The organism is Aminobacter sp. NyZ550 (assembly GCF_025628925.2).
In the GTDB taxonomy this organism is placed as follows: Bacteria; Pseudomonadota; Alphaproteobacteria; order Rhizobiales; family Rhizobiaceae; genus Aminobacter; species Aminobacter ciceronei.
This window is the reverse complement of sequence record NZ_CP114190.1, coordinates 835,986-859,349: the sequence shown is the minus strand read 5'-3', so window position 1 is coordinate 859,349 and position 23,364 is coordinate 835,986. Positions and strand designations below refer to the sequence as shown.

At 64.7% G+C, this 23,364-nt stretch carries 24 protein-coding genes; 16 read left to right on the top strand and 8 right to left on the bottom strand.

Annotation, left to right across the window (positions count from 1 at the left end; translation table 11 throughout):
* Positions 1-141 precede the first annotated feature (141 nt).
* Entirely contained in the window at positions 142-564 is a 423-nt protein-coding gene (locus N7E70_RS04190) for a metallopeptidase family protein (protein WP_067955935.1), read from the top strand.
* 15 nt (positions 565-579) lie between these two features.
* On the opposite strand, the gene N7E70_RS04185 is transcribed toward N7E70_RS04190, so the two are convergent.
* Positions 580-786 (bottom strand): DUF1737 domain-containing protein, encoded by a 207-nt coding sequence (locus N7E70_RS04185; RefSeq protein ID WP_067955933.1) that lies wholly within the window; start codon positions 784-786, stop codon positions 580-582.
* 13 nt (positions 787-799) lie between these two features.
* Positions 800-1,690 carry an HpcH/HpaI aldolase/citrate lyase family protein gene (locus N7E70_RS04180; RefSeq protein WP_263005618.1) on the bottom strand — a complete coding sequence of 297 codons (891 nt, stop codon included), beginning with the start codon at positions 1,688-1,690 and terminating at the stop codon, positions 800-802.
* Positions 1,691-1,787: 97 nt separating this feature from the next.
* Here N7E70_RS04180 and N7E70_RS04175 point away from each other — a divergent pair, with 97 nt between their 5' ends.
* Together N7E70_RS04175 and N7E70_RS04170 are read left to right on the top strand one after the other, a co-directional pair.
* Positions 1,788-2,957, top strand: a complete 1,170-nt coding sequence (locus tag N7E70_RS04175; RefSeq protein WP_263005617.1) for an NAD(P)/FAD-dependent oxidoreductase — start codon at positions 1,788-1,790, stop codon at positions 2,955-2,957.
* Positions 2,958-3,276: 319 nt separating this feature from the next.
* A complete protein-coding gene (locus N7E70_RS04170) occupies positions 3,277-6,045 on the top strand; it encodes an autotransporter family protein (RefSeq protein ID WP_263005616.1) in 2,769 nt (922 codons plus the stop codon).
* Between the two features lie 142 nt (positions 6,046-6,187).
* Here the strand turns inward: N7E70_RS04170 and pepT are convergent, their stop codons facing one another.
* The gene (gene pepT, locus N7E70_RS04165) at positions 6,188-7,429 is read right to left on the bottom strand and encodes a peptidase T (RefSeq protein ID WP_263005615.1); all 1,242 of its coding nucleotides are present in this window, start codon (positions 7,427-7,429) and stop codon (positions 6,188-6,190) included.
* A 171-nt stretch (positions 7,430-7,600) separates the two neighbouring features.
* Positions 7,601-8,461, bottom strand: coding sequence for an alpha/beta fold hydrolase (locus N7E70_RS04160; RefSeq protein WP_067965910.1), 861 nt, complete (start codon positions 8,459-8,461; stop codon positions 7,601-7,603).
* A gap of 203 nt (positions 8,462-8,664) precedes the next feature.
* Between N7E70_RS04160 and N7E70_RS04155 the strand changes: the two genes are divergently transcribed.
* Positions 8,665-9,681, top strand: coding sequence for a GlxA family transcriptional regulator (locus N7E70_RS04155; protein ID WP_263005614.1), 1,017 nt, complete (start codon positions 8,665-8,667; stop codon positions 9,679-9,681).
* Between the two features lie 75 nt (positions 9,682-9,756).
* Positions 9,757-10,431 (top strand): permease, encoded by a 675-nt coding sequence (locus N7E70_RS04150; protein ID WP_263005613.1) that lies wholly within the window; start codon positions 9,757-9,759, stop codon positions 10,429-10,431.
* Between the two features lie 71 nt (positions 10,432-10,502).
* Here N7E70_RS04150 and N7E70_RS04145 read toward each other — a convergent pair whose 3' ends face one another.
* Positions 10,503-10,745, bottom strand: coding sequence for a DUF1127 domain-containing protein (locus tag N7E70_RS04145; protein ID WP_182574047.1), 243 nt, complete (start codon positions 10,743-10,745; stop codon positions 10,503-10,505).
* Between the two features lie 187 nt (positions 10,746-10,932).
* Between N7E70_RS04145 and N7E70_RS04140 the strand changes: the two genes are divergently transcribed.
* Positions 10,933-11,718 carry a DUF2189 domain-containing protein gene (locus tag N7E70_RS04140; protein WP_067955918.1) on the top strand — a complete coding sequence of 262 codons (786 nt, stop codon included), beginning with the start codon at positions 10,933-10,935 and terminating at the stop codon, positions 11,716-11,718.
* 58 nt (positions 11,719-11,776) lie between these two features.
* Here N7E70_RS04140 and N7E70_RS04135 read toward each other — a convergent pair whose 3' ends face one another.
* Complete coding sequence (locus N7E70_RS04135) at positions 11,777-12,235, bottom strand: carboxymuconolactone decarboxylase family protein (RefSeq protein WP_067955917.1); 459 nt, start codon at positions 12,233-12,235, stop codon at positions 11,777-11,779.
* 127 nt (positions 12,236-12,362) lie between these two features.
* On the opposite strand from N7E70_RS04135, the gene N7E70_RS04130 reads away from it, so the two are divergent.
* The 4 genes from N7E70_RS04130 to N7E70_RS04115 all read left to right on the top strand — a co-directional run bounded on the left by N7E70_RS04130 (position 12,363) and on the right by N7E70_RS04115 (position 15,909).
* The gene (locus N7E70_RS04130; protein ID WP_263005612.1) at positions 12,363-13,235 is read left to right on the top strand and encodes a sigma-70 family RNA polymerase sigma factor; all 873 of its coding nucleotides are present in this window, start codon (positions 12,363-12,365) and stop codon (positions 13,233-13,235) included.
* A 194-nt stretch (positions 13,236-13,429) separates the two neighbouring features.
* A complete protein-coding gene (locus N7E70_RS04125) occupies positions 13,430-14,869 on the top strand; it encodes an FAD-binding oxidoreductase (protein WP_067955915.1) in 1,440 nt (479 codons plus the stop codon).
* 183 nt (positions 14,870-15,052) lie between these two features.
* On the top strand, positions 15,053-15,394 hold the full coding sequence (locus tag N7E70_RS04120; RefSeq protein WP_067955913.1) for an ArsR/SmtB family transcription factor: 342 nt from the start codon (positions 15,053-15,055) through the stop codon (positions 15,392-15,394).
* A gap of 26 nt (positions 15,395-15,420) precedes the next feature.
* On the top strand, positions 15,421-15,909 hold the full coding sequence (locus N7E70_RS04115; RefSeq protein WP_067955911.1) for an SRPBCC family protein: 489 nt from the start codon (positions 15,421-15,423) through the stop codon (positions 15,907-15,909).
* Positions 15,910-15,935: 26 nt separating this feature from the next.
* Here the strand turns inward: N7E70_RS04115 and N7E70_RS04110 are convergent, their stop codons facing one another.
* Together N7E70_RS04110 and N7E70_RS04105 are read right to left on the bottom strand one after the other, a co-directional pair.
* Positions 15,936-16,241 carry a hypothetical protein gene (locus N7E70_RS04110; RefSeq protein WP_246790364.1) on the bottom strand — a complete coding sequence of 102 codons (306 nt, stop codon included), beginning with the start codon at positions 16,239-16,241 and terminating at the stop codon, positions 15,936-15,938.
* 78 nt (positions 16,242-16,319) lie between these two features.
* Positions 16,320-17,222 (bottom strand): LysR family transcriptional regulator, encoded by a 903-nt coding sequence (locus N7E70_RS04105; protein WP_154386266.1) that lies wholly within the window; start codon positions 17,220-17,222, stop codon positions 16,320-16,322.
* 137 nt (positions 17,223-17,359) lie between these two features.
* On the opposite strand from N7E70_RS04105, the gene N7E70_RS04100 reads away from it, so the two are divergent.
* The 6 genes from N7E70_RS04100 to N7E70_RS04075 all read left to right on the top strand — a co-directional run bounded on the left by N7E70_RS04100 (position 17,360) and on the right by N7E70_RS04075 (position 23,329).
* Positions 17,360-18,541, top strand: coding sequence for an MFS transporter (locus N7E70_RS04100; RefSeq protein WP_263005611.1), 1,182 nt, complete (start codon positions 17,360-17,362; stop codon positions 18,539-18,541).
* A gap of 94 nt (positions 18,542-18,635) precedes the next feature.
* Positions 18,636-19,469 carry an aldo/keto reductase gene (locus tag N7E70_RS04095; RefSeq protein ID WP_154386264.1) on the top strand — a complete coding sequence of 278 codons (834 nt, stop codon included), beginning with the start codon at positions 18,636-18,638 and terminating at the stop codon, positions 19,467-19,469.
* 244 nt (positions 19,470-19,713) lie between these two features.
* Complete coding sequence (locus N7E70_RS04090; RefSeq protein WP_067955901.1) at positions 19,714-20,154, top strand: glyoxalase superfamily protein; 441 nt, start codon at positions 19,714-19,716, stop codon at positions 20,152-20,154.
* 495 nt (positions 20,155-20,649) lie between these two features.
* A complete protein-coding gene (locus tag N7E70_RS04085) occupies positions 20,650-21,411 on the top strand; it encodes an ABC transporter substrate-binding protein (RefSeq protein ID WP_246670830.1) in 762 nt (253 codons plus the stop codon).
* A gap of 79 nt (positions 21,412-21,490) precedes the next feature.
* Complete coding sequence (locus N7E70_RS04080; RefSeq protein WP_067955897.1) at positions 21,491-22,168, top strand: amino acid ABC transporter permease; 678 nt, start codon at positions 21,491-21,493, stop codon at positions 22,166-22,168.
* A gap of 30 nt (positions 22,169-22,198) precedes the next feature.
* The gene (locus tag N7E70_RS04075) at positions 22,199-23,329 is read left to right on the top strand and encodes an aminotransferase class V-fold PLP-dependent enzyme (RefSeq protein ID WP_263005610.1); all 1,131 of its coding nucleotides are present in this window, start codon (positions 22,199-22,201) and stop codon (positions 23,327-23,329) included.
* Positions 23,330-23,364 lie beyond the last annotated feature (35 nt).

The following is a 23,364-nucleotide window of genomic DNA, read 5'->3' as shown; positions in this document are numbered from 1 at the left end:
GGCGCCCTGGAGAGTCAAGCCGATTCAAGGAGAATTTATTCCTCTCCTCTCCTTCTGCTGTCGCCGCTAATTTGGCGCCCGAGCGGCAAAGGCCTCGTAAGCGCGGCGGCAAAGGGCTATATGCCCCCAAAAGGACAAAGAATGGCCCGCATTTACAAGACCCGCGCCTGGCACGACCAGCTTTCGCCCTCGATCGAGGAGATGGAGCTTCTGGCGCTCGAAGCCTATGCGCATCTGCCGGAAGAGTTTCGCCAGCTGACCGGCGAGGTCGTCATTCAGTTGGCCGAATTCCCGACCGACGAGATCATGGACGACCTGTCGCTGGAAACGCCGTTCGACCTGCTCGGCCTGTTCGAGGGCCGCGGCATCGCCGAGCGCTGGAACCCGCAGACCGGCGAAGGCCCCAACCGCGTCACACTCTACCGCCGCGCCATTCTCGACTACTGGGCCGAAAACGAAGAGACGCTGGGCGACATCGTCACCCATGTGCTGATCCACGAGATCGGCCACCATTTCGGCCTGTCCGACGAGGATATGGAGCGGTTGGAGGAAGCCGCCGAATAGCGGCAGAACCTGAGATCAGTAGTCGCCGAGCTTGATGTCAGGTGTGTATTCGGCGCCCTCGACATCCTTCACCACCGCCTGCCCGCAGCGCATCGTCCTGGTTTCGGCGTCGAAGGAATAGGTCGGCGAGCCGAACAGGTGCCAGCCCTTGTTCACCGCAGCCGTGACCTTGTGGCAGAAGGTGGCGTCGTCAGGGCCGGTCAGGAAGCGATAGAGTTTCATGGCGGTGTCCCTTTCAGTGCCTGAGGCTTTCGAGCTGCGCTGCCCGCGCCAGAAGCCGCTCGGCCTCCGCAAGGTGCAGTCTTTCGACCATCTTGCCGCCGAGCGAGATTACACCTGAGGACGTATTCTCAGGAAGCGCGAAGGCATCGACGACGGCGCGCGCTTCGGCAAGTGCCTCGACCGACGGCGAGAACGCCGCATTGGCCGGGCCGATCTGGGCCGGGTGGATGACGGTCTTGCCCGAGAATCCCATGGCGGCGGCCTCGCCGCATTCGGCGGCGAAGGCGTCGAGATCGCGGAAATCGTTGGACACGCTGTCGAGCATGTCGATCCCGCCGGCTCGCGCGCAAAGCACCATCTGCATCAGCCAGGGCTGGATATAGCGGCGGTCCGGCGTGAGCCTGACGCCGGTGTCCTTGGCAAGGTCGTTGAGCCCGGCGATCAGGCATGACAGCCGTGCCGAAGGATCGCGGCCGAGCTCGGCGATGGCCGCGAGGTTGACCAGCGCCCGCGGCGTCTCGATCATCGCCCAGAGCTTGAGCGTGTCGAGGGCGTCGGCCTCGTCGAGCACGTCATTGGCTTCGAGCAGGTCGCGCGGCGTCTCGATCTTGGGCAGCACAACGCCATCGGTGGCCCAGCCGCTGGCGGCAGCAAGATCGTCCGCGCCCCACGGACTTTTCAGCCCGTTGATGCGCACGACATATTCACGCGCGCCTGCCGGCCGTTCGGCGAAGAATTTTGCCAGCCTGTCGCGCGCCGCGGCTTTCTGCTCGGGCAGCACGGCATCTTCCAGGTCGAAGATGACGGTGTCGCAGGCAAGCTGCGCAAGCTTGGCGATCGCCTTTTCGTTGGTGGCGGGCACGAACAGCACCGAGCGGCGCGGGCGGGGCAGGGAATGTTGCATCTGGTCTTCTTGCCCGGCAATGCTGGCCCTTGCAAGTCCTTGCCGGACGACGGCGTAACTGCTTTTGTCCTCCATCACAGACAGACGGGAACACTCCATGGCACGCTACGACGTGGTCATCACAGGCGGCGCGATCGTCGGCAGCTCGATCGCCTATTATCTGCGCGAGGAGGGTTTCACCGGCTCGATCGCGCTTGTCGAGCGCGACCCGCAATTCGCCCATGCCGCGACCACTTTGTCCTGCGCCTCGATCCGCCAGCAATTCTCGATCCCCGAGAACATCCGCCTGTCGCAGTTCACGCTTGGCCTGTTCCGACGGCTCAAGGAGGAGTTCGGCCCTGACGCCGATATCGGCTTCCGCGAGGGCGGCTACCTCATCCTCGCCGGCGACAACGGCCTGCCGATTCTCAAGGCCAACCACGAGGCCCAGATGGCCGAGGGCGCCGACATCGTGCTCGAGGATGCCGAGCAGCTGGCGAAGCGCTTCTCCTGGATCTCGACCGAGGGTATTTCCGCCGGCGCCTATGGCCGCACAGGCGAAGGCTGGTTCGATGCGCATGCCATGCTCGGCCTGTTCCGCAAGGCGCTGAAGACCAAGAACATCGACATGATCACGTCGGAGGTCACGGGCATCGAGCGCTCAGGCAACCGCGTTACGGCAGTGACGCTTGCCACCGGCGAGCGGCTGGAAACCGGCACGCTGTTCAACGCCGCCGGGCCGAACGCCGGCAAGGTCGCCGCCATGGCCGGTCTCGCTCTGCCGGTCGAGCCGCGCAAACGCAACGTCTTCGTCTTCGAGGCGCGCGAAAAATTCGCCGACATGCCGCTGATGGTCGACCCCTCCGGCGTCTATGTCCGCCCCGAAGGTTCGGTCTTCATCACGGGCGGGGCCGAAAGTGAGGATGGCGAGTTGGCTGCCGACCCCACGGATTTCAACCCCGACTGGGGGCTGTTCGAGGAGGTGATCTGGCCGGTGCTGGCCACCCGCGTGCCGGCCTTCGAGGCGATCAAGGCGACGCAAGCCTGGGTCGGGCACTACGACTACAACGCGCTCGACCAGAACGCCGTCATCGGCCCGCATCCCGAGGTTCAGAACTTCATTTTCGCCAATGGCTTCTCCGGCCACGGCCTGCAGCAGGCGCCGGCGGTCGGCAAGGCGCTCGCCGAGCTCCTTGTCCATGGCACCTACCGTACCATCGACTGTTCGGCCTTCGGCTACCAGCGCATCGCGGAAGGGCGAGCGTTCCGCGAGCTGAACGTGATCTAGGTAGGATCCTCAAGCAGCTTCACCTACGAGACAGCGAACGAACGTCCGGATTTATCGGAGATTCATAATATTATCGAGAGCTAATTTGAAAATATCGCAGTGCCTGCGTACCGAGCGGGTCAGATTTCATTAAGTCTTTCTCAGATACGAGACCACTTTTCCTTGTCAAGAAACTGCAATTGGCGTCAATGTAACGAATCTCAGGCAGTGCATACAGGGAATTGGAATGAAGCAGTCTTGCGCGAACGGGGGCGCACCGGATACCCAATCAACCAGCAAATACAAACTTCTTTCAGGCGTCTGCATTGCCGCTTTGGCAATGGGGGGAACACTTCCCGCGGCAAGGGCAGCGAACTTCGTCGCCTCGAACCAGACGGAACTCTACCAGGCGATAGCGGACGCCCAGGCGAGCCCTGATGCAGCATCGACAATCATGCTGACATCCAGTTTCCAGATCACCAGCCCGCCTCCCGCGATCGCCGGAAAGGCGATCACGATCGCCACCGGAGCCAATACGCTCTCCTACAGTTCGGCTGCGGTCTTCAACGTCGCGAGCGGCGCGAGCCTGACGCTCTCAGGCCAGATCCAGGGCACTGGCAGCCTGAACACGGGTTTGCTTTCGAAGGTCGGCGGGGGCGAACTCATCATCAACGAGGCCGCTGGCTCCGGCATTACGACAATCAGCATCAACGATGGACACACGCTCATCTCTGGCGGCAGCGACGTCACATTCGGCTCTTCCGCCGGTGGAACCGTGTCGCAATTGGATATTGCCGGCGGGGACGGCCAAGTGGCGAGCCTGACGTTGTCAGGTCAGGGCACCCGGCTGGTCGCGACAGGCACCGACCCGAATGACTTGAGCGGCGGCGCGGGAAGCCAATCGACCCTGACCATCGAGAATGGCGCCGTTTACACGACGACGGGGGGCATAAGGGTTCACACGCCAGGCTCGCAAGGCACGGCCACCATCAACGTCATGGGCGAAGGCTCGACGCTGGAAGCCGGCGGCTTCACGTCCACTAACGGCACCAGCTACATCTACGTTCGCGACGGCGGCGTGGTCGACATCACCGGCAACACCTCCTTCGGCGGCGTTGGAAACCTCAGCTTCAACACCGCACTGGTCACAGCTGAGGTGTCCGGCGGAGGATCCCGATGGAACTCGGGCTCGACGATAGCAATGTACCAGGGTTCGCTCTCGATCCTGGACGGCGGCGTCATGACCGGGACGGCCGTGAACATCTCCACCAGCCCAGGCGGCGTCCTCCCAAATTTCAGTGTCCTTGTTTCCGGGGACGGGTCGGTGCTCAACGGGACCGCGGTCACTCTCGGAACCAGGGGCAAGGGTGCCCTGACCCTTGCCGATGACGGCAGGGTGGTAGTGAACAACGGCAACTCGGCCCTTGTCGTCGGTAGCGTGCATGCCAGCAGCCACGCAGCGCTGAACATCGGCGGCGCGGTTGGCCAGGCGGCGACCGGTGCCGGAACGCTCCAGGCGTCGGCGATAACCCTCGCGGCCAGTGCCGAGATCAACTTCAACCACACCGAAACCGGCTACGTTTTCGACCTGCCGATCAACGGCAGCGGCGCCATCAACCAGCTCGCCGGCCGCACCATCTTCAACGCCAACCAGACCGGCTTCAACGGGCTGACCAGTGTCCATGGCGGCATGCTCGTCGTCAACGGCGTCCTCGGCGGCATCATGGATGTGCGCGGCGGCGTCCTGGCAGGCGTGGGCTCGGTCGGAAACACCGCTAACTATGCCGGCGGCACCATTGCGCCCGGAAACAGCATCGGCACGCTGACTGTCGCCGGCAACTACACGAGCAATGGCGGCACCCTGCTGATCGAGGCCGTCCTCGGCAACGATGCCTCGCCCACCGATCTTCTCGCCATAACAGGCAACTCGATCCTCGGAACCGGTGCGACCAGAATCTTCGTCACCAATCTCGGCGGCGCCGGAGCGGAAACGACCGGCGACGGTATCAAGATTGTCGACGTGGCGGGCACATCCGCCGCCGATGCCTTCGTGCTGGCTGGTCCGGCGATCGGCGGGGCCTATCTCTACGGCCTGTTCCAGAACGGCATCGCCGATCCCACAGACGGCGACTGGTACCTGCGCATGACCGATACGCTGGCGCCGACGGTGCCGGTCTATGAGAACTATCCGATCGTCTTGCTTGGCTTGGCCGAGCTGCCGACGCTGCAGCAGCGCGTCGGCGACCGCTACTGGCCCGGGGCGAGTGAAGCGACGGATAGCGCCGGAGGTGAGGCCGGCCCGCGCAATTTCTGGACGCGGATCGAAGGCGCGCATGGCCATGTCGAGGGCGTTTCGACCACTGGCACCTCCTATGACAGCAACCGCTATCTCGTACAGGCAGGCATTGATGGCTTGTTCGCCGAAACCGGCTCAGGCAGGCTGATCGGCGGCATCAATGCGCAATATGGCCGGGTCAACGCCGACATCGGCTCCAGCCTCGGCAACGGCACCAATGCGACAGTTGCCTATGGCGGCGGCGCGACGCTGACCTGGTATGGCAGCAACGGCATCTATGTCGACGGACAGGCCTCTGTTAGCCGCCTGTCGAGCGACGTTGCCGCCGACACCGTCGGCAAGCTCGTCGACGGCAATCAAGGCCTTGGCTATGCCTTCAGCATCGAAGCCGGCCGCAAGCTGTCGGTCGGCGGCACCTGGTCGGTGACCCCGCAGGCCCAGCTTGCCTACACCTCCGTCGATTTCGACGATTTCGCCGATCCGTTCGGCGCCAAGGTGTCGCTGGTGGCCGGCGACAGCCTGAAAGGCCGGATCGGCCTGGCGCTGGACTATGACGCAGGCGGCGGCGCGAGCCGCAGCCATGTCTATGGCATCGCCAATCTTACCTACGAATTCCTGGACGGAACGGCGGTCGACGTGGCGGGTACCAAGGTCGCGTTCGAGCCCGATTCCTTCGGCGCGGAACTTGGCATTGGCGGCACCTACCGCTGGGCCGGAGGCAAGTACGCCCTGTACGGCGAAGCGCTGGCTTCGACCAGTTTCGAGGGCAGCAACGGCTTCAAAGGTACGGTTGGCTTCAACACGGCGTTCTAGGTTTCAAGACCGCAAATGCCCGGCCCGCCGCTCGGCGGGCCTTTTCGTTTCACCGTCTTGAGGGCTAATCCGCAATCTGCCCAAACTGCGACGTATAAGCAGGCGATTGCAGATATTGGCGCAAAACCAACCTGGCGCCCCCTTACGCCCTTTCCTCCCACACCTTCGCCAGCTCCACGATCGTCGTCACCGCCTTTTCCATGTCTTGGCGGCTGACCCATTCCAGCGGGGAGTGGAAGGCGTGGCCGCCGGCGAAGATGTTGGGGCAGGGCAGGCCCATGAAGGACAGGCGCGAGCCGTCGGTGCCGCCGCGGATGCTGCCGCGCACCGGCTCCATGCCGGCGCGGCGGACGGCTTCGAGCGCGTTTTCGACGATCTCGGGATGGCGGTCGAGCACCACCTTCATGTTGCGGTACTGCTCCTTGACGGTGAAGCTGTAGGAAGAGCCGGGATAGGCTTTCAGCACGTCCTTGACGATGTCTTCGAGCAGTTTTTCCTTGGCGGCGAGGCCCGCTTCGGTGAAGTCGCGCACGATCAGGCTGAGCGCGGCCTTTTCCATCGAGCCCGACAAAGCGGTGGGGTGGAGGAAGCCTTCGCGGCCCTCGGTGGTTTCGGGCGAAAGCTCCTTCGGCAGCCGGTCGACGATGGCGCCAACGATCTTGATGGCGTTTTCCATGCGGCCCTTGGCGAAACCGGGATGGATGGCGACGCCTGAAATGGCGATCTCGACGCCGTCGGCGGAGAAGGTCTCGTCCTCGATATGGCCGGCGGTCTCGCCGTCCATCGTGTAGGCGAATGTGGCGCCGAGCTTGGCGAAGTCGACCTTGTCGACACCGCGGCCGATCTCCTCGTCGGCGGTGAACAAAAGCTTGACCGCGCCGTGCTTGATATCGGGATTGGCGATGAGGAACTGTGCTGCCGTCATGATCTCGGCGATGCCGGCCTTGTCGTCGGCGCCGAGCAGGGTGGTGCCGTCTGTGGTGACGATGTCATTGCCGATCTGGTTCTTCAGCTCGGGATGCTCGGTCACGCGGATGACCTGCTGCGGGTCGCCTGTGAGCCGGATGTCGCCGCCGGCATAGTTGCGGAGGATCTGCGGCTTGACGTTGGTGCCGGTGAAATCGGGCGCGGTGTCCATATGCGAGCAGAAGCAGATGACCGGAACCTGCTTTTGGGTGTTGGCCGGCACCGTGGCGTAAACATAACCATGCTCATCGAGATGGGCGTCGCTGAGGCCGATCGCCAGAAGCTCTTCGACGAGCAGGCGGCCGAGGTTCTTCTGCTTCTCGGTCGAGGGCTGGGTCGGCGAGCTCGCATCGGACTGAGTGTCGATGACGACGTAGCGGAGGAAGCGGTCGAGCACGGTGTCGGTGGTGGCGGTCATGTCAGGCTCCAATGCATCGGCGATGCACTGCTATAGCCGCCCGGGCGGATGCCGTGAACGGGTTTCGCGCCTGTTGTGGCCGCTGTCCGCGCGATCGGCGTGGTCTGGCCCAAGGCGCGCCCGGCGGAACCGGGCGCTTCACCGGATGCTTCCGGGCGATGTGCCTGCACCTCAGCGCGGCGCAGCACTGTTCTTGGCGATGGCCAGGATGACGATGCCCCAGTCGTCCTCATGAAGCTCATGGCCGCCGCCTTCGACGACGACATATGTCGAGCCCTTGACCGCGTCGGCGATCGCCTTGCCATGGACGATCTGGAAGATCGGGTCGGCAGTGCCATGGATAACGGTAAGCGGCACGTTCAGGCCGGGAAGCTTGCCCTTCACCGCTTCGCCGCCGGCGAGCATGAAGTGGTTGGTCGCCGAGAGGTAGCCACCGGAGCGATCGTAGTCACGTTCGATGAAGGAAAGAGTCTTCACCGCGTCATGCGGATGGGTAGTGCTTGCGATCACCCGGGCCTCGCCGGCAATGAAGCCGGTCGCCTGGGCGCGGTCCGACCAGTCGACGCTTTCGCCCGTCGCGGCATGCTCCATGTAAGCAGGGCTCGGCGGCGGCAGGTCGAGATCGAGGCCGACGGGCGTGGTCGATATCAGGGTCAGCGAGGCGACGCGGCCAGGCACCGAGAGCGCCAGGATCTGGGCGATCATGCCACCGAGCGACATGCCGACGACATGAGCCTTTTCGATGCCGTAGGCGTCGAGCACGGCGATGGCGTCTTGGGCCATGTCGTCCATCGAATAGGGTGGCTTGCCCGGCGCGAACCTGGTCGACAACCCGGTATCGCGGTTGTCGTAGCGGATGACATAGCGGCCGCTGACAGCGATCTGGCGGCAGAAATCCTCCGGCCACCACAGCATCGAGGCCATGGCGCCCATGATCAGCAGCACGGGCGGCGCCGAAGGATCGCCGAAGGCTTCGGTGACAATCTCGACGCCATTGGCACGGACGGTCTTTGTGGTGGTTTCGCTGGCCATCGCCTTACTCCCCGGGGTTGCGCCGAAAACGGCGAGCACTGCTGCGGAGAGCAGGAAGCGGCGCCGGCTGGTCGTGTTGATGTGATCTGGCATTTCGATCTCCTCGCGCCCGCTGGGCGGCTTGGACGGACACTAGGGACGTCGAAGTCGGATCGCGAGAGCGATACTGGACAAAAACGAGGCATACGTGCCACTGATGGCACATGAAAACCCAGGCCGACCCCCTCCGCATCAGCCTGCTTGCCTTGCCGCAGACGACACCGGCGGCGGTATACGGGCTGTTCGAGGTGCTGTCGGCGGTGGGCTCGATCTGGGACCGGCTGACCGGGCAGCAGACCAGGGCACGGCGCATCTCAGCCGAGATCGTGGCACGAAGCAAGGAGACGTTCACCTGCGCCATCGGCACACCGATCCAGCCGCATGCGACATTCGCCGACACAGAGAATACCGACGTGGTGATCGTCACCGACCTGGCGCTGCCGCTCGAGGGTGGCGCGGCGCTCGGATGGGGCGATGAGATGGAATGGGTCCGGGCGCAGCTGTCCGCCGGCGCCACCATCTGCTCGGTGTGCACAGGCTCGATCTTCCTCGCCGAGGCGGGGCTGCTCGACGGCAAGGACGCAGCCTCGCATTGGATCGCCGCCGACATCTTCCGCGACAACTATCCCTTGGTGCGATTCCGGCCCGAGCGCATCGTCTGCGACATGGACCCTGAGGGACAGCTGATCACCACAGGCGGCGCGTCGTCCTGGGAAGACCTCGCACTGCACCTGATCGCGCGCTACAGCGGCAGGGAGGAAGCAGCGCGCATCGCAAAAGTGTTCCTGCTCGGCGACCGCAGCGACGGCCAGTTGCCTTTCGCCGCGATGGCCAAGCCCAGGCGCCACGAGGATGCGGCGATCGGCAACTGCCAGCTCTGGATCGCCGACAATTACGCCTGCGCCAATCCGGTGACGCGCATGGTCGCCGAAAGCGGTCTGCCCGAGCGCACCTTCAAGCGCCGCTTCAAGGCGGCGACCGGCTACACGCCTGTCGATTATGTGCAAAGCCTGCGTATCGAGGAGGCCAAGCAGATGCTGGAGGCCACCGCTGACGCGACGGACGAAATCGCCGAGACAGTCGGCTACGAGGATCCGGCGTTCTTCCGCCGGCTGTTCCGGCGCCATACCGGCATTACGCCGGCGCAATACCGGCAGCGGTTTCGCCTGAAGCGGTTGTAGCGGCCACCCGGCCCTTCCCTTCACCCATTCCCGCCGTCATCATGCCGCGCGGACCACTCTGCGAAGGAGCGACGCATGGACTTCATGCGACTGCTGAAATCGATCGAGGAACTGCTCTACGAGGTCGTGTCGTGGCTGCTGTTTTACCCGCTGACGATGTGGCGAGCATTGCGCGACCCCGACAAGATGATGCGCTATGCCAATGTCGAGCTGTCCGACGACGTGGACGAGCAGTACCAGGACACGATGAGCCCGCCGATGTTCCTGCTGCTGACGCTGCTGATCGTGCATGGCCTGGAGCTCGGCTTCATCAGCGATCGTTCCTGGGTGGCGCCGTCGATGCTCGCCAGCGACTCCAACCTTCTGATCTTTCGGGCCGTCGTCTTCAGCGTCTTCCCGCTGCTGATGGCGGTGAAGCTGTTGCGCTTTCGCGGCGCCCGGATCGACAGGGCAACCTTGAAGCCGCCGTTCTACAGCCAGTGTTATGTCGCGGCACCCTTCGCCCTCGGCGTCAGCCTGGCGGGCGTGGTGTGGCGCGTCCACAACAGCACCGCGAGCGTCGCGGCACTGCTGCTGTTGGTCGTTGCCATCGTCTGGTACGTGGCGGTGGAAACGCGCTGGTTTGCCCGCAATCTCGACCTTGGTCTCGGCCGCGCGCTGCTCAGCGTCGTTGTCAGCGTGCTGCAAGGCGTGGCAGCCATGCTGATCGTCGGCACGGCCATCGCCCTGACGCAGGCGCCAGGGACGTAACGCAACGGCCATCGCCGTCGCGGCATGCCCCGGCGACCGCCACCCCGCGGCGTGTTGCCCGCGACGGTTCGTTATCGCATCGATTGCAATCTGGACATGAGACCAGCCTCGACGTCGAGGCTGGGAATGGCATCAACGGCAGGGTAGCCGATGTCCTTCATCTGCTCCGGGCTGAGTGCCGCGATGATCCGCCTGCTCTGGGCACGGCGATACCACATCTCGGCTGCCGCGATACGGCGTGCAGTGGCCTGGAGGAGCCGGATCGTCAGATCCGCCGTCTGATGTCCGTGGCTGGAATGCACTGAGTAAGCCATCTCGGCCTCCCGTCTCCTGACATGACCCGGCGAGCTTGCCATGCAGGCGTGAGTCCAGCGTGTTCGACGCGTGAACGAGACGTCTAATGCGGAAACACTCCCGCTTGATCTCGATCAATGCGGGAAGTCGCGTTGCCGCGCAGATAGAGCGCTGCGGTCGGATGCAGCGCGGGGCGAGGGAGGACGAATGGCGGATATGGACACCTACGCGAGGCGACCGGCTAGGCCGCCGGAAGTGCGCGCACTGACCGTAGCCGACATCAGGCAGAGCCTGGCGGAGGGCGCCGCCGACTTCGCCCGGAGCCCGCGCATCGGGCTCGCTATTGCGCTGGTCTTCGTGGTGATCGGCTTGGCAATTACAACGTCCCTGCTGGTGCTGCACGCCCCATGGCTGATCTATCCGTTCGCGATCGGCTTCCCGCTGGTCGGGCCCTTCGCCGCCGTCGGATTCTATGAGGTAAGCCGCCAAATGGAGGCCGGGCATAAGCCAACGCTTGGACAGGTCCTCAACTTGATCTGGGCCCAGCGCCGACGCGAAGTGTCGTGGATGGCTTTCGTCATGCTGTTCGTGTTCTGGGTCTGGATGTACCAGATCAGGCTGCTGATGGCGTTGATTCTCGGCCGCATGTCCTACGCCACGCTCGACCGCTTCGCCGATCTTGTGTTGACCACCAACCAGGGCTGGATCTTCCTCGGTATCGGCCATATCGAGGGCGCGGCACTGGCGCTGGTACTGTATTCCATCACGGTCATCTCAATCCCGATACTGCTCGACCGCGAAATCGACTTCGTCACCGCCATGCTGACATCGATCCGCGCGGTGCTGGCGAGCCCGCTTGTCATGCTCGGCTGGGGCCTGGTGGTGACGGTTGCGGTGCTGGCAGCCTGCTTGCCCTTTTTTCTCGGCCTCCTGGTGGTGCTGCCGGTGCTGGGCCATGCTACCTGGCATCTTTATCGCCGCGCGGTAGTTTAGCGTACTTGTCCCTCATCCTTCGACAGGCGCAGGATGAGGGAGCGCACGACGTGGATCGTCAGTTCCAGGCAGCACCCGCGACCTGGCGGACCGCGGCGTTGAGGCGGTTCCAGACATTGATCGCCGCAATGCATAGCAGCAGCGCCGAAATCGCCTTCTCGTCGTAGTAGCGCGTCGCCTCTTCCCAGACGTCGTCCGTCACCGGGTCGGACTTGTCGGCGATGCGGGTCACGGCTTCCGTCAGCGCAAGGGCTGCGCGCTCGGCCGGCGTGAACCAGGGCGTGTCGCGCCAGGCGGCGGCGGCGAAGATGCGGTCGTCCTTCTCGCCGAGCTTCCTGAGTTCGAGCGAATGCATGTGAACACAGACGCTGCAGCCGTTGATCTGGCTGGCGCGCAAATGGACCAGCTTGCGCGTCACCTCGGGCAGGCCGTCCCTCTCGGTCGCCTTGTTGAGCGCAAACAGCGCCTGCATGGCATCGGGAAGCAGGATGGCGGGGTTGGTCATACGAGCTTGCATGTGAGTCTTCCTTGTCGGGTTCGGGTCCATTCGATCTTGACGGCGCCGGCCCCGCGACAGTCTCTGTCACATCGGCCGGGATTCGTTCGTCATGGCCTTGACGGAACAGCAGCAGGGAATGTGACCTATGAACGAAGAAATTTTTCTGGCCGAAAAATTCGCCGAGAAGCGCGGGCATCTGCGCGCCGTCGCCTACCGCATGCTAGGCTCGGCCAGCGAGGCCGAGGACGCGGTCCAGGAGACCTGGCTGCGCCTGGCGCGCACCGACACCGACGACATCGACAATCTCTCGGGATGGCTGACGACGGTGGTGGCGCGCGTCTGCCTCGACATGCTGCGCCGGCGCAAGTCGCGGCGCGAGGAGCAGCTCGACACCGAAGGGCCCGACGAAATTGCCGACGATGCCCCTGCCGTCGATCCCGAACGCGAGCTGGCGATGGCCGACGCCGTCGGCCTGGCACTGCTGGTGGTGCTGGAGAAATTGGCACCGGCCGAGCGCATCGCCTTTGTGCTGCACGACATGTTCGACCTGTCCTTCGATGACATCGCCCCCGTCGTCGAGCGGACGCCGGTCGCGGCGCGGCAGCTGGCGAGCCGGGCCCGGCGCCGGGTCCAGGGCAGCGACGAGGCGCGCGCGCCCGACCGGACGCGTCAGCGGCAGGTTGTCGACGCGTTTCTCGCGGCATCGCGCGGCGGCGATTTCGCCGGCTTGCTTGCCGTGCTCGATCCCGACGTCGTGTTCCGCGCCGATGCCGTCGCCGCACATCTCGGTGCCGTTGCCGAACTGCGCGGCGCGCAGGCCGTGGCGCAAAGCTTCAAGGGCCGGGCGCAGGGCGCGCTGCCGGCGCTTGTCGACGGCGCGATCGGCCTGCTGGTCGCCCCGATGGGCAAGCTCCGTGTCGTGCTGATGCTCAGGCTCAACGGCGACAGGATCGTCGGCATCGACGCCGTCGCCGATCCGGACCGGCTGGCAAAGCTGGATCTGGCTTTGCTCGACTAGTCGGTAGAACCCTGCCTTCCAAAGATCGGTGGGCCGCGCGTGCCACAAGGCGCGCGGCCGATGCCGGCCGTCCGGCAAAGCCCATCACATTCCCGCAACATAGGCACTCTTGCCTTGCTGCCGCCGGATCGCAGGCGCAGAATTGCCTGGCACGGCGGATGAGGAGGCCTTTTCTCTGAGCGGAGGAAAGCTCCATGAACGACCTGAACCTCACGACCCTTGACGGTGGGCTGGCGACGGTGAGCGCGCCTGTCCTCGATGCTTTCGCAGCAAGCCTGCGCGGCCAAGTGCTGAATGCCGGCGATGCCGGCTATGACGAGGCGCGTACCGTCTGGAACGCCATGATCGACCGTCGCCCCGGCCTTGTCGTGCGCTGCGCCGGCGCCAGCGACGTTATCGCCGCAGTCAAGTTCGCGCGCGACAACAAGCTGCTCGTCTCGGTACGCGGCGGCGGCCACAACATCGCCGGCAGCGCCGTGTGCGACGGCGGCATGATGATCGACCTGTCGCAGATGAGGTCGGTTCGCGTCGACAGGGTGGCACGGCGAGCCTGGGTCGAGCCGGGTGCCATCCTCGCCGACGTCGACAAGGAAACGCAGGCGTTCGGCCTTGCGGTTCCGACCGGCATCAACTCGACGACGGGCATTTCAGGACTGACGCTGGGCGGCGGCTTCGGCTGGACGACACGCAAGCTCGGCCTGACCATCGACAATCTGCTGTCGGCCGACGTGGTGACTGCGGATGGCGAACTGGTGCGGGCAAGCACGGCCGAGCATCCCGACCTGTTCTGGGCGATACGCGGCGGCGGCGGCAATTTCGGCGTCGTCACCGCCTTCGAGTTCAAGCTGCATAAGCTCGGCCCGCAGGTGCTGTCGGGGCTGGTCGTGCACCCGTTCGACGAGGCCAAGTCGGTGCTACGGCAATATCGCGAAGCGCTCGAGGACGCGCCCGACGAGCTGACCTGCTGGACGGTGATGCGGCAGGCGCCGCCGCTGCCGTTCCTGCCGGCGCAATGGCACGGCAAGGAGGTGCTGGTGCTGGCGATGTGCTGGTGCGGCGAGCTCGAGGCCGGCGAGAAGGCGACCGCTGCCTTGCGCGGCATCGGCCAGCCAATCGTCGACGTCGTCGGGCCGAACCCGTTCGCCGGATGGCAGATGGCGTTCGATCCGCTGCTTGCGCCCGGCGCGCGCAACTACTGGAAGAGCCACGACTTCATCGATCTGGAAGATACCACCATCGACATGCTCGACAGCGCGATCCGTGCCTTGCCGGGGCCGGAATGCGAAATCTTCGTCGGCCATGTCGGCGGCGCTGCCGGGCGGGTGGCGACCGATGCGACGGCATTTCCGCAGCGCAATTCGCACTTCGTCATGAACGTGCATGCGCGCTGGCGCGAAGCGTCGATGGACAAGGCCTGCATCGGCTGGGCCCGCAACATCTATGAAGCGACGCGGCCGCAGGCTGTCGGCACCGCCTACATCAACTTCATGCCGGCTGATGAGGCCGATCGTGTCGAGGCGGCTTATGGCGCCAACTACACCAGGCTGCTCGAAGTGAAGCGCAAATACGACCCCGACAACATGTTCCGCATGAACCAGAACGTTCACGCCAAGAAGACGCGCAAGGCGGCGTGACGCGTTTCTGCCGCCTGTGCTGAGAGCCCACGGCACGGACGTGCTCGACGAGGCCCCCACGCTGGATCCCTCCCCAAAAAAGGGGAGGGATAGGTCAGCGTTGCGCCTGCCTTTTCTCGGCCAAGCTTGACGGGCTCTCTCATTCTATATAACCTTTCAGTTATAGAATGAGAGAGCAGCGCCATGACCCCGTCCGAACGCCTTGACGCGACCTTTACCGCACTGGCCGATCCGACACGGCGGGCGATCCTGGCGCGACTGATGACGGGCGAGGTTTCGGTGATGGAGCTGGCCGAACCCTTTGCCATGAGCCAGCCGGCGATTTCAAAACATCTCAAGGTGCTGGAGCGCGCCGGGCTGATCTCGCGCGGCCGCGACGCCCAGCGCAGGCCTTGCCGCATCGAGGGCGAGGCGCTGGCAGAAGTGACCGGCTGGCTCGACGAGTACCGAAAGGTCTGGGAGGGCAACTACAAGCGTCTCGACGCGCTGCTCGCTGATCTGCAAGCGAACCAGGGCAAAGCCTGAAGCGGAAGCGAGGAGAAGAAACGACGATGAGCCACAGACTGGAAGTGACGACGCCGAGCGACCGTGAGATCGCCATGACGCGTGTGTTCGACGCGCCGCGCGAGCTGGTGTTCGACTGCTGGACGATTCCCGCATTGCTGAAACGCTGGATGACCGGGCCCGACGGCTGGTCGTTTGCCGTCTGCGAGATCGACCTCAGCGTCGGCGGCACGTATCGCTTCGTCTGGCGCCATGACGACGGCCGCGACATGGGCATGACCGGGACCTATCGCGAGATCGCCCGGCCGGAAAGAATCGTCAGCGTCGAGCTGTTCGACATGGACTGGACCGACGGCGAGGCGCGCTCGACCCTGGTGCTGACCGAAAGGGACGGCCGCACCATTTCGGTCAACACCGTGCTCTACAGCTCCCGCGAGGCCAGGGACGGCGCGATCGCCATCGGCATGGCCAGGGGCGTCGAGGCCGGATACGACAGGCTCGACGGGGTGCTGGCCGAGCAAGTGGCAGCGCGGTAGCTCGGGGGCTGACGGGCGACGGTCGCTCAACGGCAGACGCGGCGATAGATGTTGCCGTAGAGCTCGATCTGGCAGTTCGACTTCATCACGCGCACCTCGGGCCGCTGCATCTGCGGTATCACGATCTGGCGGTCCTGCTCACGCAGCCGCTGCTGCTCGGCCTGGAAATCGGCGCGGCCCTGCCGGCTTTGCAGGATCTGCAGCTCGTTGATGCGGCCTTCGCGGGCAAGCTGGTTTTGGTCGGGCTGGCCGGGCAGGTCGATGGCATGCGCCTGCATTGCGCCGGCAAGCAGAATGCCCGCCACCATCAGAGCCCGTTTCGATCTCGCCATCTTCGCCACCAGCACATTTTCCGCGCGAAACAACCGCGCCTCACGAAGGTAGTGCGCCTATCCGCCGAAACAATGGCGTTAGCCTGTGCGCGACTTATCGGCGAGGAAATCGATGAAAGCGCGGATGCGCGCGGCAAGGTGACCATGGCCGGCGAAGACGGCGTGGATCATCTCTATGTCCTCGGGGTTGTAAGCTTCGAGCACCGGCACTAGCGTGCCGGCGTCGATGTCGGCCTGGACCTGGAAGCGGCCGCTGCGGATCAGGCCGACGCCGTCGAGGCAGAGCCGGCGCAGGCTTGGGCCGTTATTGGCAAGCAGGTTGCCGCCGATGCGCTGTGCGAAGGTCTCACCGGTTGCCGGGTCGCGAAACATCCATTCGTCGCGGTTGCGCAGGAAGTTGAAGCGCAGGCAGTTGTGGCCAACCAGATCGGCCGGTCTTTCCGGCACGCCATGCCTTTCCAGATAGGCAGGCGAGGCAACGACGACGCGGCGGATTTCCAGAATCTTGCGCGCCTTCAGCGATGAATCGCGCAGCTTGCCGGACCGGATCGCGACGTCGGCGCGCTCTTCGTAGAGGTCGATGACGCTGTCGGTCAGCGACAGGTCGAGTTCGACCTCGGGATAAAGCGCCAGAAACGCGGCGATGTGGGGCACGACGTGGCTGGCGCCGAAAGCGACCGAGGCGCTGACCCTGAGCAGGCCGCGCGGCACCGCGTTGGCGCCTCCGGCGACGATACGTTCGGCCTCCTCGATCTCGCCGAGGATGCGGGCGGCGCGCTCGAGATAGACTTCACCTTCCGGGGTGAGCTGCAGGCTCCGCGTCGAACGCACGACCAGGCGGGTGCCCAGCCTGTCCTCGATGCGCGTGATCAGCTTGCTGACCGCCGAAGGCGACAGGCCGAGCTGCCGGCCGGCGGCGGAGAAGCTCTTCAGCGAGACGGCCCGGACGAAGACCTCCATCTCACCGGCGCGATTGTCCATGACTGGCCTCTTGTGAATCAAATTCACAAGTATTCGTCCATCATCGCGCATTATTGCGCAAGTGCCCTTGCCCCATATGCAGCCCACGGATCAACCGCGGCGCAGGCCGCCCATTCAACTCGGGAACGGTGCACGACATGCCCCTAGCCATCTTCGCGCTCACCATCGCCGCCTATGCGATCGGCACGACCGAATTCGTCATCGTCGGGCTGTTGCCGACGGTGGCCCAGGATCTTCACATCACTCTGCCGCTCGCCGGCCTGATCGTCAGCGTCTACGCGCTGGGCGTCACTTTCGGCGCGCCAGTGCTGACGGCGCTTACCGGCCGGATCGAACGCAAGCCCCTGCTGCTCGGGCTGATGGCGCTGTTCGTCGTCGGCAACACGGCAGCGGCGCTGAGCCCCAGCTACGAGCTGTTGCTTGTCGCGCGCGTGCTGTCGGCCTTTGCCCATGGCGTGTTCTTCTCGGTGGGCGCCACCATTGCCGCCGATCTGGTGCCGGAAAACCGCCGCGCCTCGGCGATCGCCATGATGTTCATGGGCCTGACGGTGGCGATCGTCACCGGTGTGCCGCTCGGCACTTTCATCGGCCAGACCTTCGGCTGGCGCGCCACCTTCTGGGGCGTCTCGCTGCTCGGCGTCATCGCCTTCGTCTCCATCGCTGCCCTGCTGCCCTCGACCCTCAACAAGGCCGCACCGTCCAGCCTGCTCGACCAGGTCCGCGTGCTCGGTTCCGGCCGGCTGCTGCTGGTGTTTGCGATGACCGCGCTCGGTTATGGCGGCACCTTCGTCACCTTCACCTATCTCGCCTCGATCCTCGAACAGATCACCGGCTTCCAGGCTTCGAGCGTCAGCCTGATCCTGGTGCTCTACGGTCTCGCCATCGCCATCGGCAACATTGCCGGTGGACGCATCGCCGACCGCAACCCGGTCAAGGCGCTGACGGTGCTGTTTGCATTGCAGGCTATGGTGCTGGTGCTGTTTTCCTTCACCGCGCTTTCGCCCGTGTGGACGCTGGCAACGCTGGCAGCACTCGGCTTCCTGTCTTTTGCCAATGTGCCGGGCCTGCAGCTCTACGTCGTGCAACTGGCCAAGGAGCATCGCCCGGGCGCCGTCGACGTCGCCTCGGCGCTCAACATCGCCTCTTTCAATCTCGGCATCGCACTGGGCGCCTGGATCGGCGGCTTGGTTGTCGCCTCGCCGCTCGGCCTTGGCGCCACGCCATGGGTGGGTGCTGTGCTGGTGGCCGGTGCCTTCGTGCTGACGGTATGGAGTGGCGCGCTCGACCGGCGCCAGGAACCGCTGTGCCAACCGGCTTAAGTTGATTGACCGGTTTCAGTGCCGACCTACCTAAGGGGCGGAGCCATCCGTCCGAATTTCCCACCGCCCCCAATTTCCTCTCAAGGAGAACATCATGAAATTCGTTACCGCCAATGGCGCGACAATCCCTGCCCTGGGCTTCGGCACCTTCCGCATGCCCGGCGCAGAAGTCCTCGAAGTGGTGCCTGAAGCGATCCGCAAGGGCTTTCGCCACATCGACACCGCCCAGATCTATGGCAACGAGGCCGAAGTCGGCCAGGCTATCGCCGCCTCGGGCGTGGCACGTTCGGACATCTTCCTGACCACCAAGGTCTGGGTCGACAAGTACCAGCGCGATGCCTTCGTCAGATCGGTCGACGACAGCCTGAAGAAGCTCCGCACCGACAATGTCGACCTGCTGCTGCTGCATTGGCCGAACGACGCGGTGCCGCTGGCCGAGCAGATCGGCGTGCTGAACGAGGTGAAAAAGGCCGGCAAGGTACGCCATATCGGCGTCAGCAACTTCAACACCACACTGATGGCCGAGGCAGTGAAGCTGAGTGACGCCAAGCTGGTGACCAACCAGGTCGAATACCACCCCTATCTTGACCAGACCGCGGTGCTCCAAGCCGCGCGCAAGGCCGGCATGTCGGTCACCGCCTACTACGCCATGGCCGACGGCAAGGTGATCTCCGATCCCGTGCTGAAAGCGATCGGCGCCAGCCACGGCAAGACTGCAGCTCAGGTGGTGCTGCGCTGGCTGGTGCAGCAGGACAGCGTCGTGACACTGACCAAGACGTCGACGCTGTCGCGCCTGCCCCAGAATTTCGCCATCTTCGATTTCGACCTGTCGGCGGACGAGATGGCGGCGATCCATGCCCTGGCCACACCTGGCGGGCGCATCGTCAGTCCCGGCGGGCTGGCCCCAGTGTGGGACAAAGCCGCCTGAACAGGGGCCGCCTGAACAGGGGCCGCCTGACCTCCGGCCTCCGGCCGCGCCCTCATTGACGGCGCGCCTTGTACTTCCTATCTGAGGGCGGTCAAGGGCGGGGAGCCCCTGCCGCCCGCAGCCGCAAGGCCCCGGTGAAGCTTCCCTTCATAAATTTCGTTTCCCTGTCGATGCGACGGCCGAAGCGGCAATGCGGGCTCCCGACTTTCACCACGCCGTTCGCGCATCGCGAAGGAGCGAAACCATGACCACAGGTCCCGACTACAAAACCAATGCCCGCAGGCTGCGCGACGCGCTGGCCAGCGAAGGCATCGCCATCAGCCACGCCAAGGCGCTTGAACTCGTCGCCCGTCAGGAAGGCGTGCGCGACTGGAACACACTGGCCGCGCGTCCCAAGGACACCAGGGCCGAAGAGACCCCGGGCGGCGTCCCCTTCGCCGTCGGCGAGACGGTGTCGGGCACCTTTAACGGCAACCCGGCGAAGGGACGCGTCATCGGCCTAGAGGAGACGATCAAGCCGGATCTCTGGCGTGTCACCGTCGCCTTCAATCCGCCGGTGGACGTGTCGACGTCGAAGCTGTTTTCGTCGGAGCGACGCCGCATCCAGATGGTCGTCGGCGCCGACGGTCGTTCGCGTCGGTTGACCGGCACCGAAACAGGCGTGATGGCGCTCAGCCGCGCCTGACCTCATTACCCTCTCCGCACTCAAGCGGCCGTGGATCGTCGACACGATCCGCGGCCGTTTTCGTTTGCGTCGGCGCGTCGATCGCCGACCAGGATCAACGCTGAGTCACCTCGGGCACCCTGAGAACAACTATCTGGACAAATTTAAATGCAAATGCAAATATCTTGCTGTGGAGGACGGAGGAGGCACAAGGGTAGGATCGAGATTTCGCGCTCGCGCATCGGCAACGATGGCGTACACGGAACACTTGCCCGAAACCCTCGTACGCGAACGAAGCAAAGCACGGATCGCCAGATTCAGAGGCAGCCAACATGGCCAGCCACGGAAAGTGCGGTGGTGCCGGCGGCGGACAGAACCCGTCGCTCGCCATATGCCCATGCATACTTACAGGCTTGAAGCAGCGACATGTGACTGGCGACTGGATCGCCTGTCAGCGTCGATCGATCAAAGGGAGGAAGAAAATTGGCATTCTCTAAACTAGCGGCCGGCATGGCCATGGCATTTGCCCTCGCGCTCTCGGCACCGGCCAGCGCCCAGGAAAAGCTCGTCGTCGGCGCCTATCCGGCCAATCCGCCATGGGAGTTCAAGACCGAAAGCGGCAGCTTCGAGGGTTTCGAGATCGATGTCGCGACAGAGGTCGCCAAGCGCCTGGGGCGTCCGGTCGAATTCCAGGACATGGGCTTCCAGGCGCTCTTCGCCGCCTCCAGCTCGGGCCGCATCGACTTCGCCGTGTCATCGATCTCGGTCAATAACGAGCGCCTGCAGAACCAGTCCTTCACCCAGCCCTATTATGACGGCGACGGCACGGTCATCGGCCGCGAAGCGTCCGACATCACCGGCCTAGACGGGCTGAAGGGCAAGGTCATCGGCGTCGTCGCCGGCACGACGGGCGAAGCCTGGGCCAAGGAAAACACCGAGAAACTCGGCCTCGCCGAAGTACGCAGCTACAACGCCCAGCAGGACCTTCTGCTCGACATCCAGGCCCAGCGCGTCGATGGCGGTGCCGGTGAACTCGCCGGCTTCCAGTATGCCATGACCAAGACGCCGGGCTTCAAGGTGCTGGTGCGCATTCCGACCGGCGAGCGCTTCGCCATGATGGCGCGCAAGGACCATCCTGCCATCGTCGCCGCCAACGACGCCGTCTCGGCGATGAAGGCCGACGGCACGATGGCCGCGATCCACAAGAAGTGGTTCGGCGTCGAACCGGACGCGGGCACCAGCACGACAACCTCGATGCCGCTGCCCAAGGCCGAGTGAGCCGACGGCTCGACCCGCAAACCGTTGAAACGACGCTGCGGCCCCCCAAGGCCGCGGCGTCCCGCGCCCGGACCTCGCCATGGACCTGATCACCACCTTCTTCAACTGGGACATACTGGTCCGCAGTTTTCCGATGCTCATGCGGGGTGTCGGCAACACCATTCTTCTCGGCGTCGCCAGCATCGTCTTCGGCGGCGCGGCCGGGCTGCTCGTCTGCCTGATGCGGCTCTACGGGCCGAAGCCGGTGCGCTACGTCGCCATCGCTTATGTCGATTTCCTCAGGGCGATGCCCATCCTGGTGCTGCTGATCCTGATCTATTACGCGCTGCCCTTCGTCGGCATCCGCTTCTCGTCTTTCACCGCAGCGACGCTGGCACTGTCGCTGGTGCTCTCGGCGTTTACCGCGGAGGTCTGCCGCGCCGGCATCGAAAACGTGCCGAAGGGCCAGTTTGAGGCGGCCTCTGCGCTGGGCATCGGCTTCTGGACGACGATGCGCACGGTGATCCTGCCGCAGGCGCTGCGTGTCATCATCCCGCCGCTGACCAGCAACTGCGTCTCGATCTTCAAGGACACGGCGCTCGCCTCGGTCGTCGCCATGCCCGACCTGTTGAAGCAGGCGACGGACGCACAGGCGCTGATGGCCAACCCGACCCCGCTGATCGGTGCTGCCGCACTCTATCTCGTCTTCCTGCTGCCGCTGGTCAGGCTGGTGAGCTTCCTCGAGGAACGCGGCAAGCGCCAGATGACGGCGCGCTGAGCCCGCGAAAGCAATACGGAAATCCGCACCATGACAACGCCAGACGGCTCCGCCTACTTCCTCTACCATTCGATCGGCATGTATCCCGGCAAGGCCGAAGCCATGACGGCTGGGTTGTCCGAATTCGCCGCCAGCTGGGGCGCCTTCGACGACGGTCAGTGGATGCGGGCGCTCGGCAAGCGCCAGCGCTTCATCGACCTCTGGAGCGATCTGATCGGAGCGCCGAAGGGAACGCTGACCTCGGCTGAGAACGTCACCACCGCGCTCTACAGCCTGATCGGAGCGCTTTCAGCCCCTCATCTTGCCGGTCGCCGCGTGCTGGTGACGGCAGACTGCTTTCCGAGCCTGCATTTCTTGCTCGCCGGTCTTGCGCCGCGCTTCGGCTTCACGCTCGATACCGTGCCAATGCGGGACGGCGAAAGCTGGGTGCAGGACGACGACGTCATCGCGTCATGGGGCGCGGACGTCGGCCTGGCGCTCCTGACGCAGGTGACCTCGACTTCTTCGCACCGCTGCGACCTCGACCGGTTGGTGGCCCATGGCCGAGAGATGGGCAGCCTCGTCGGCGTCGACATCACCCAGGGCGTCGGGCTGATCCCGTTCAACGTCGACGCACCGGCGGTCGATTTTACCCTGTCGACGAGCCTCAAATGGCTCTGCGGCACGCCAGGCGCCGGCATCATCCATGTCGCAGAGCCCTTGCTCAGGGAATGCCGGCCCGAACTGCGCGGCTGGTTCAGCCAGGACAACATCTTCTCCTGGGATCTCGACGCCTTCGCCTATGCGCCGGATGCCCGTCGCTTCGACCACGGTACGCCGTCGGCACTGGCCTGCATCGGCTCGGTGCCGGCGCTGGAATGGCACGCGGCGCAGGACAAGACAGCACTGCTCGCGCACAACCGCAAGCTCGGCGCCGCGATCATCGCCAAGGCCGACGAGATGGGCCTGACGCTTGCCAGCCCGCGCGACGAAACGCGGCGCGGCGGCAGCATCATGCTGCGCCTGCCCGAGCAAACCGACACGGCGACGATCGTCAACGGCCTGCGCGAAAATGGTGTTTTCACCGATTGCCGTGGCCGCATCCTGCGCCTGTCGCCCGGCACCGTCACGACGGAAGCTGGTATCGCGCGGCTGTTCGCCGGGCTGGACGCGCTGTTGTAGTCGGCCGACGCACTGGACGGGAGCCGGCCGGCTTG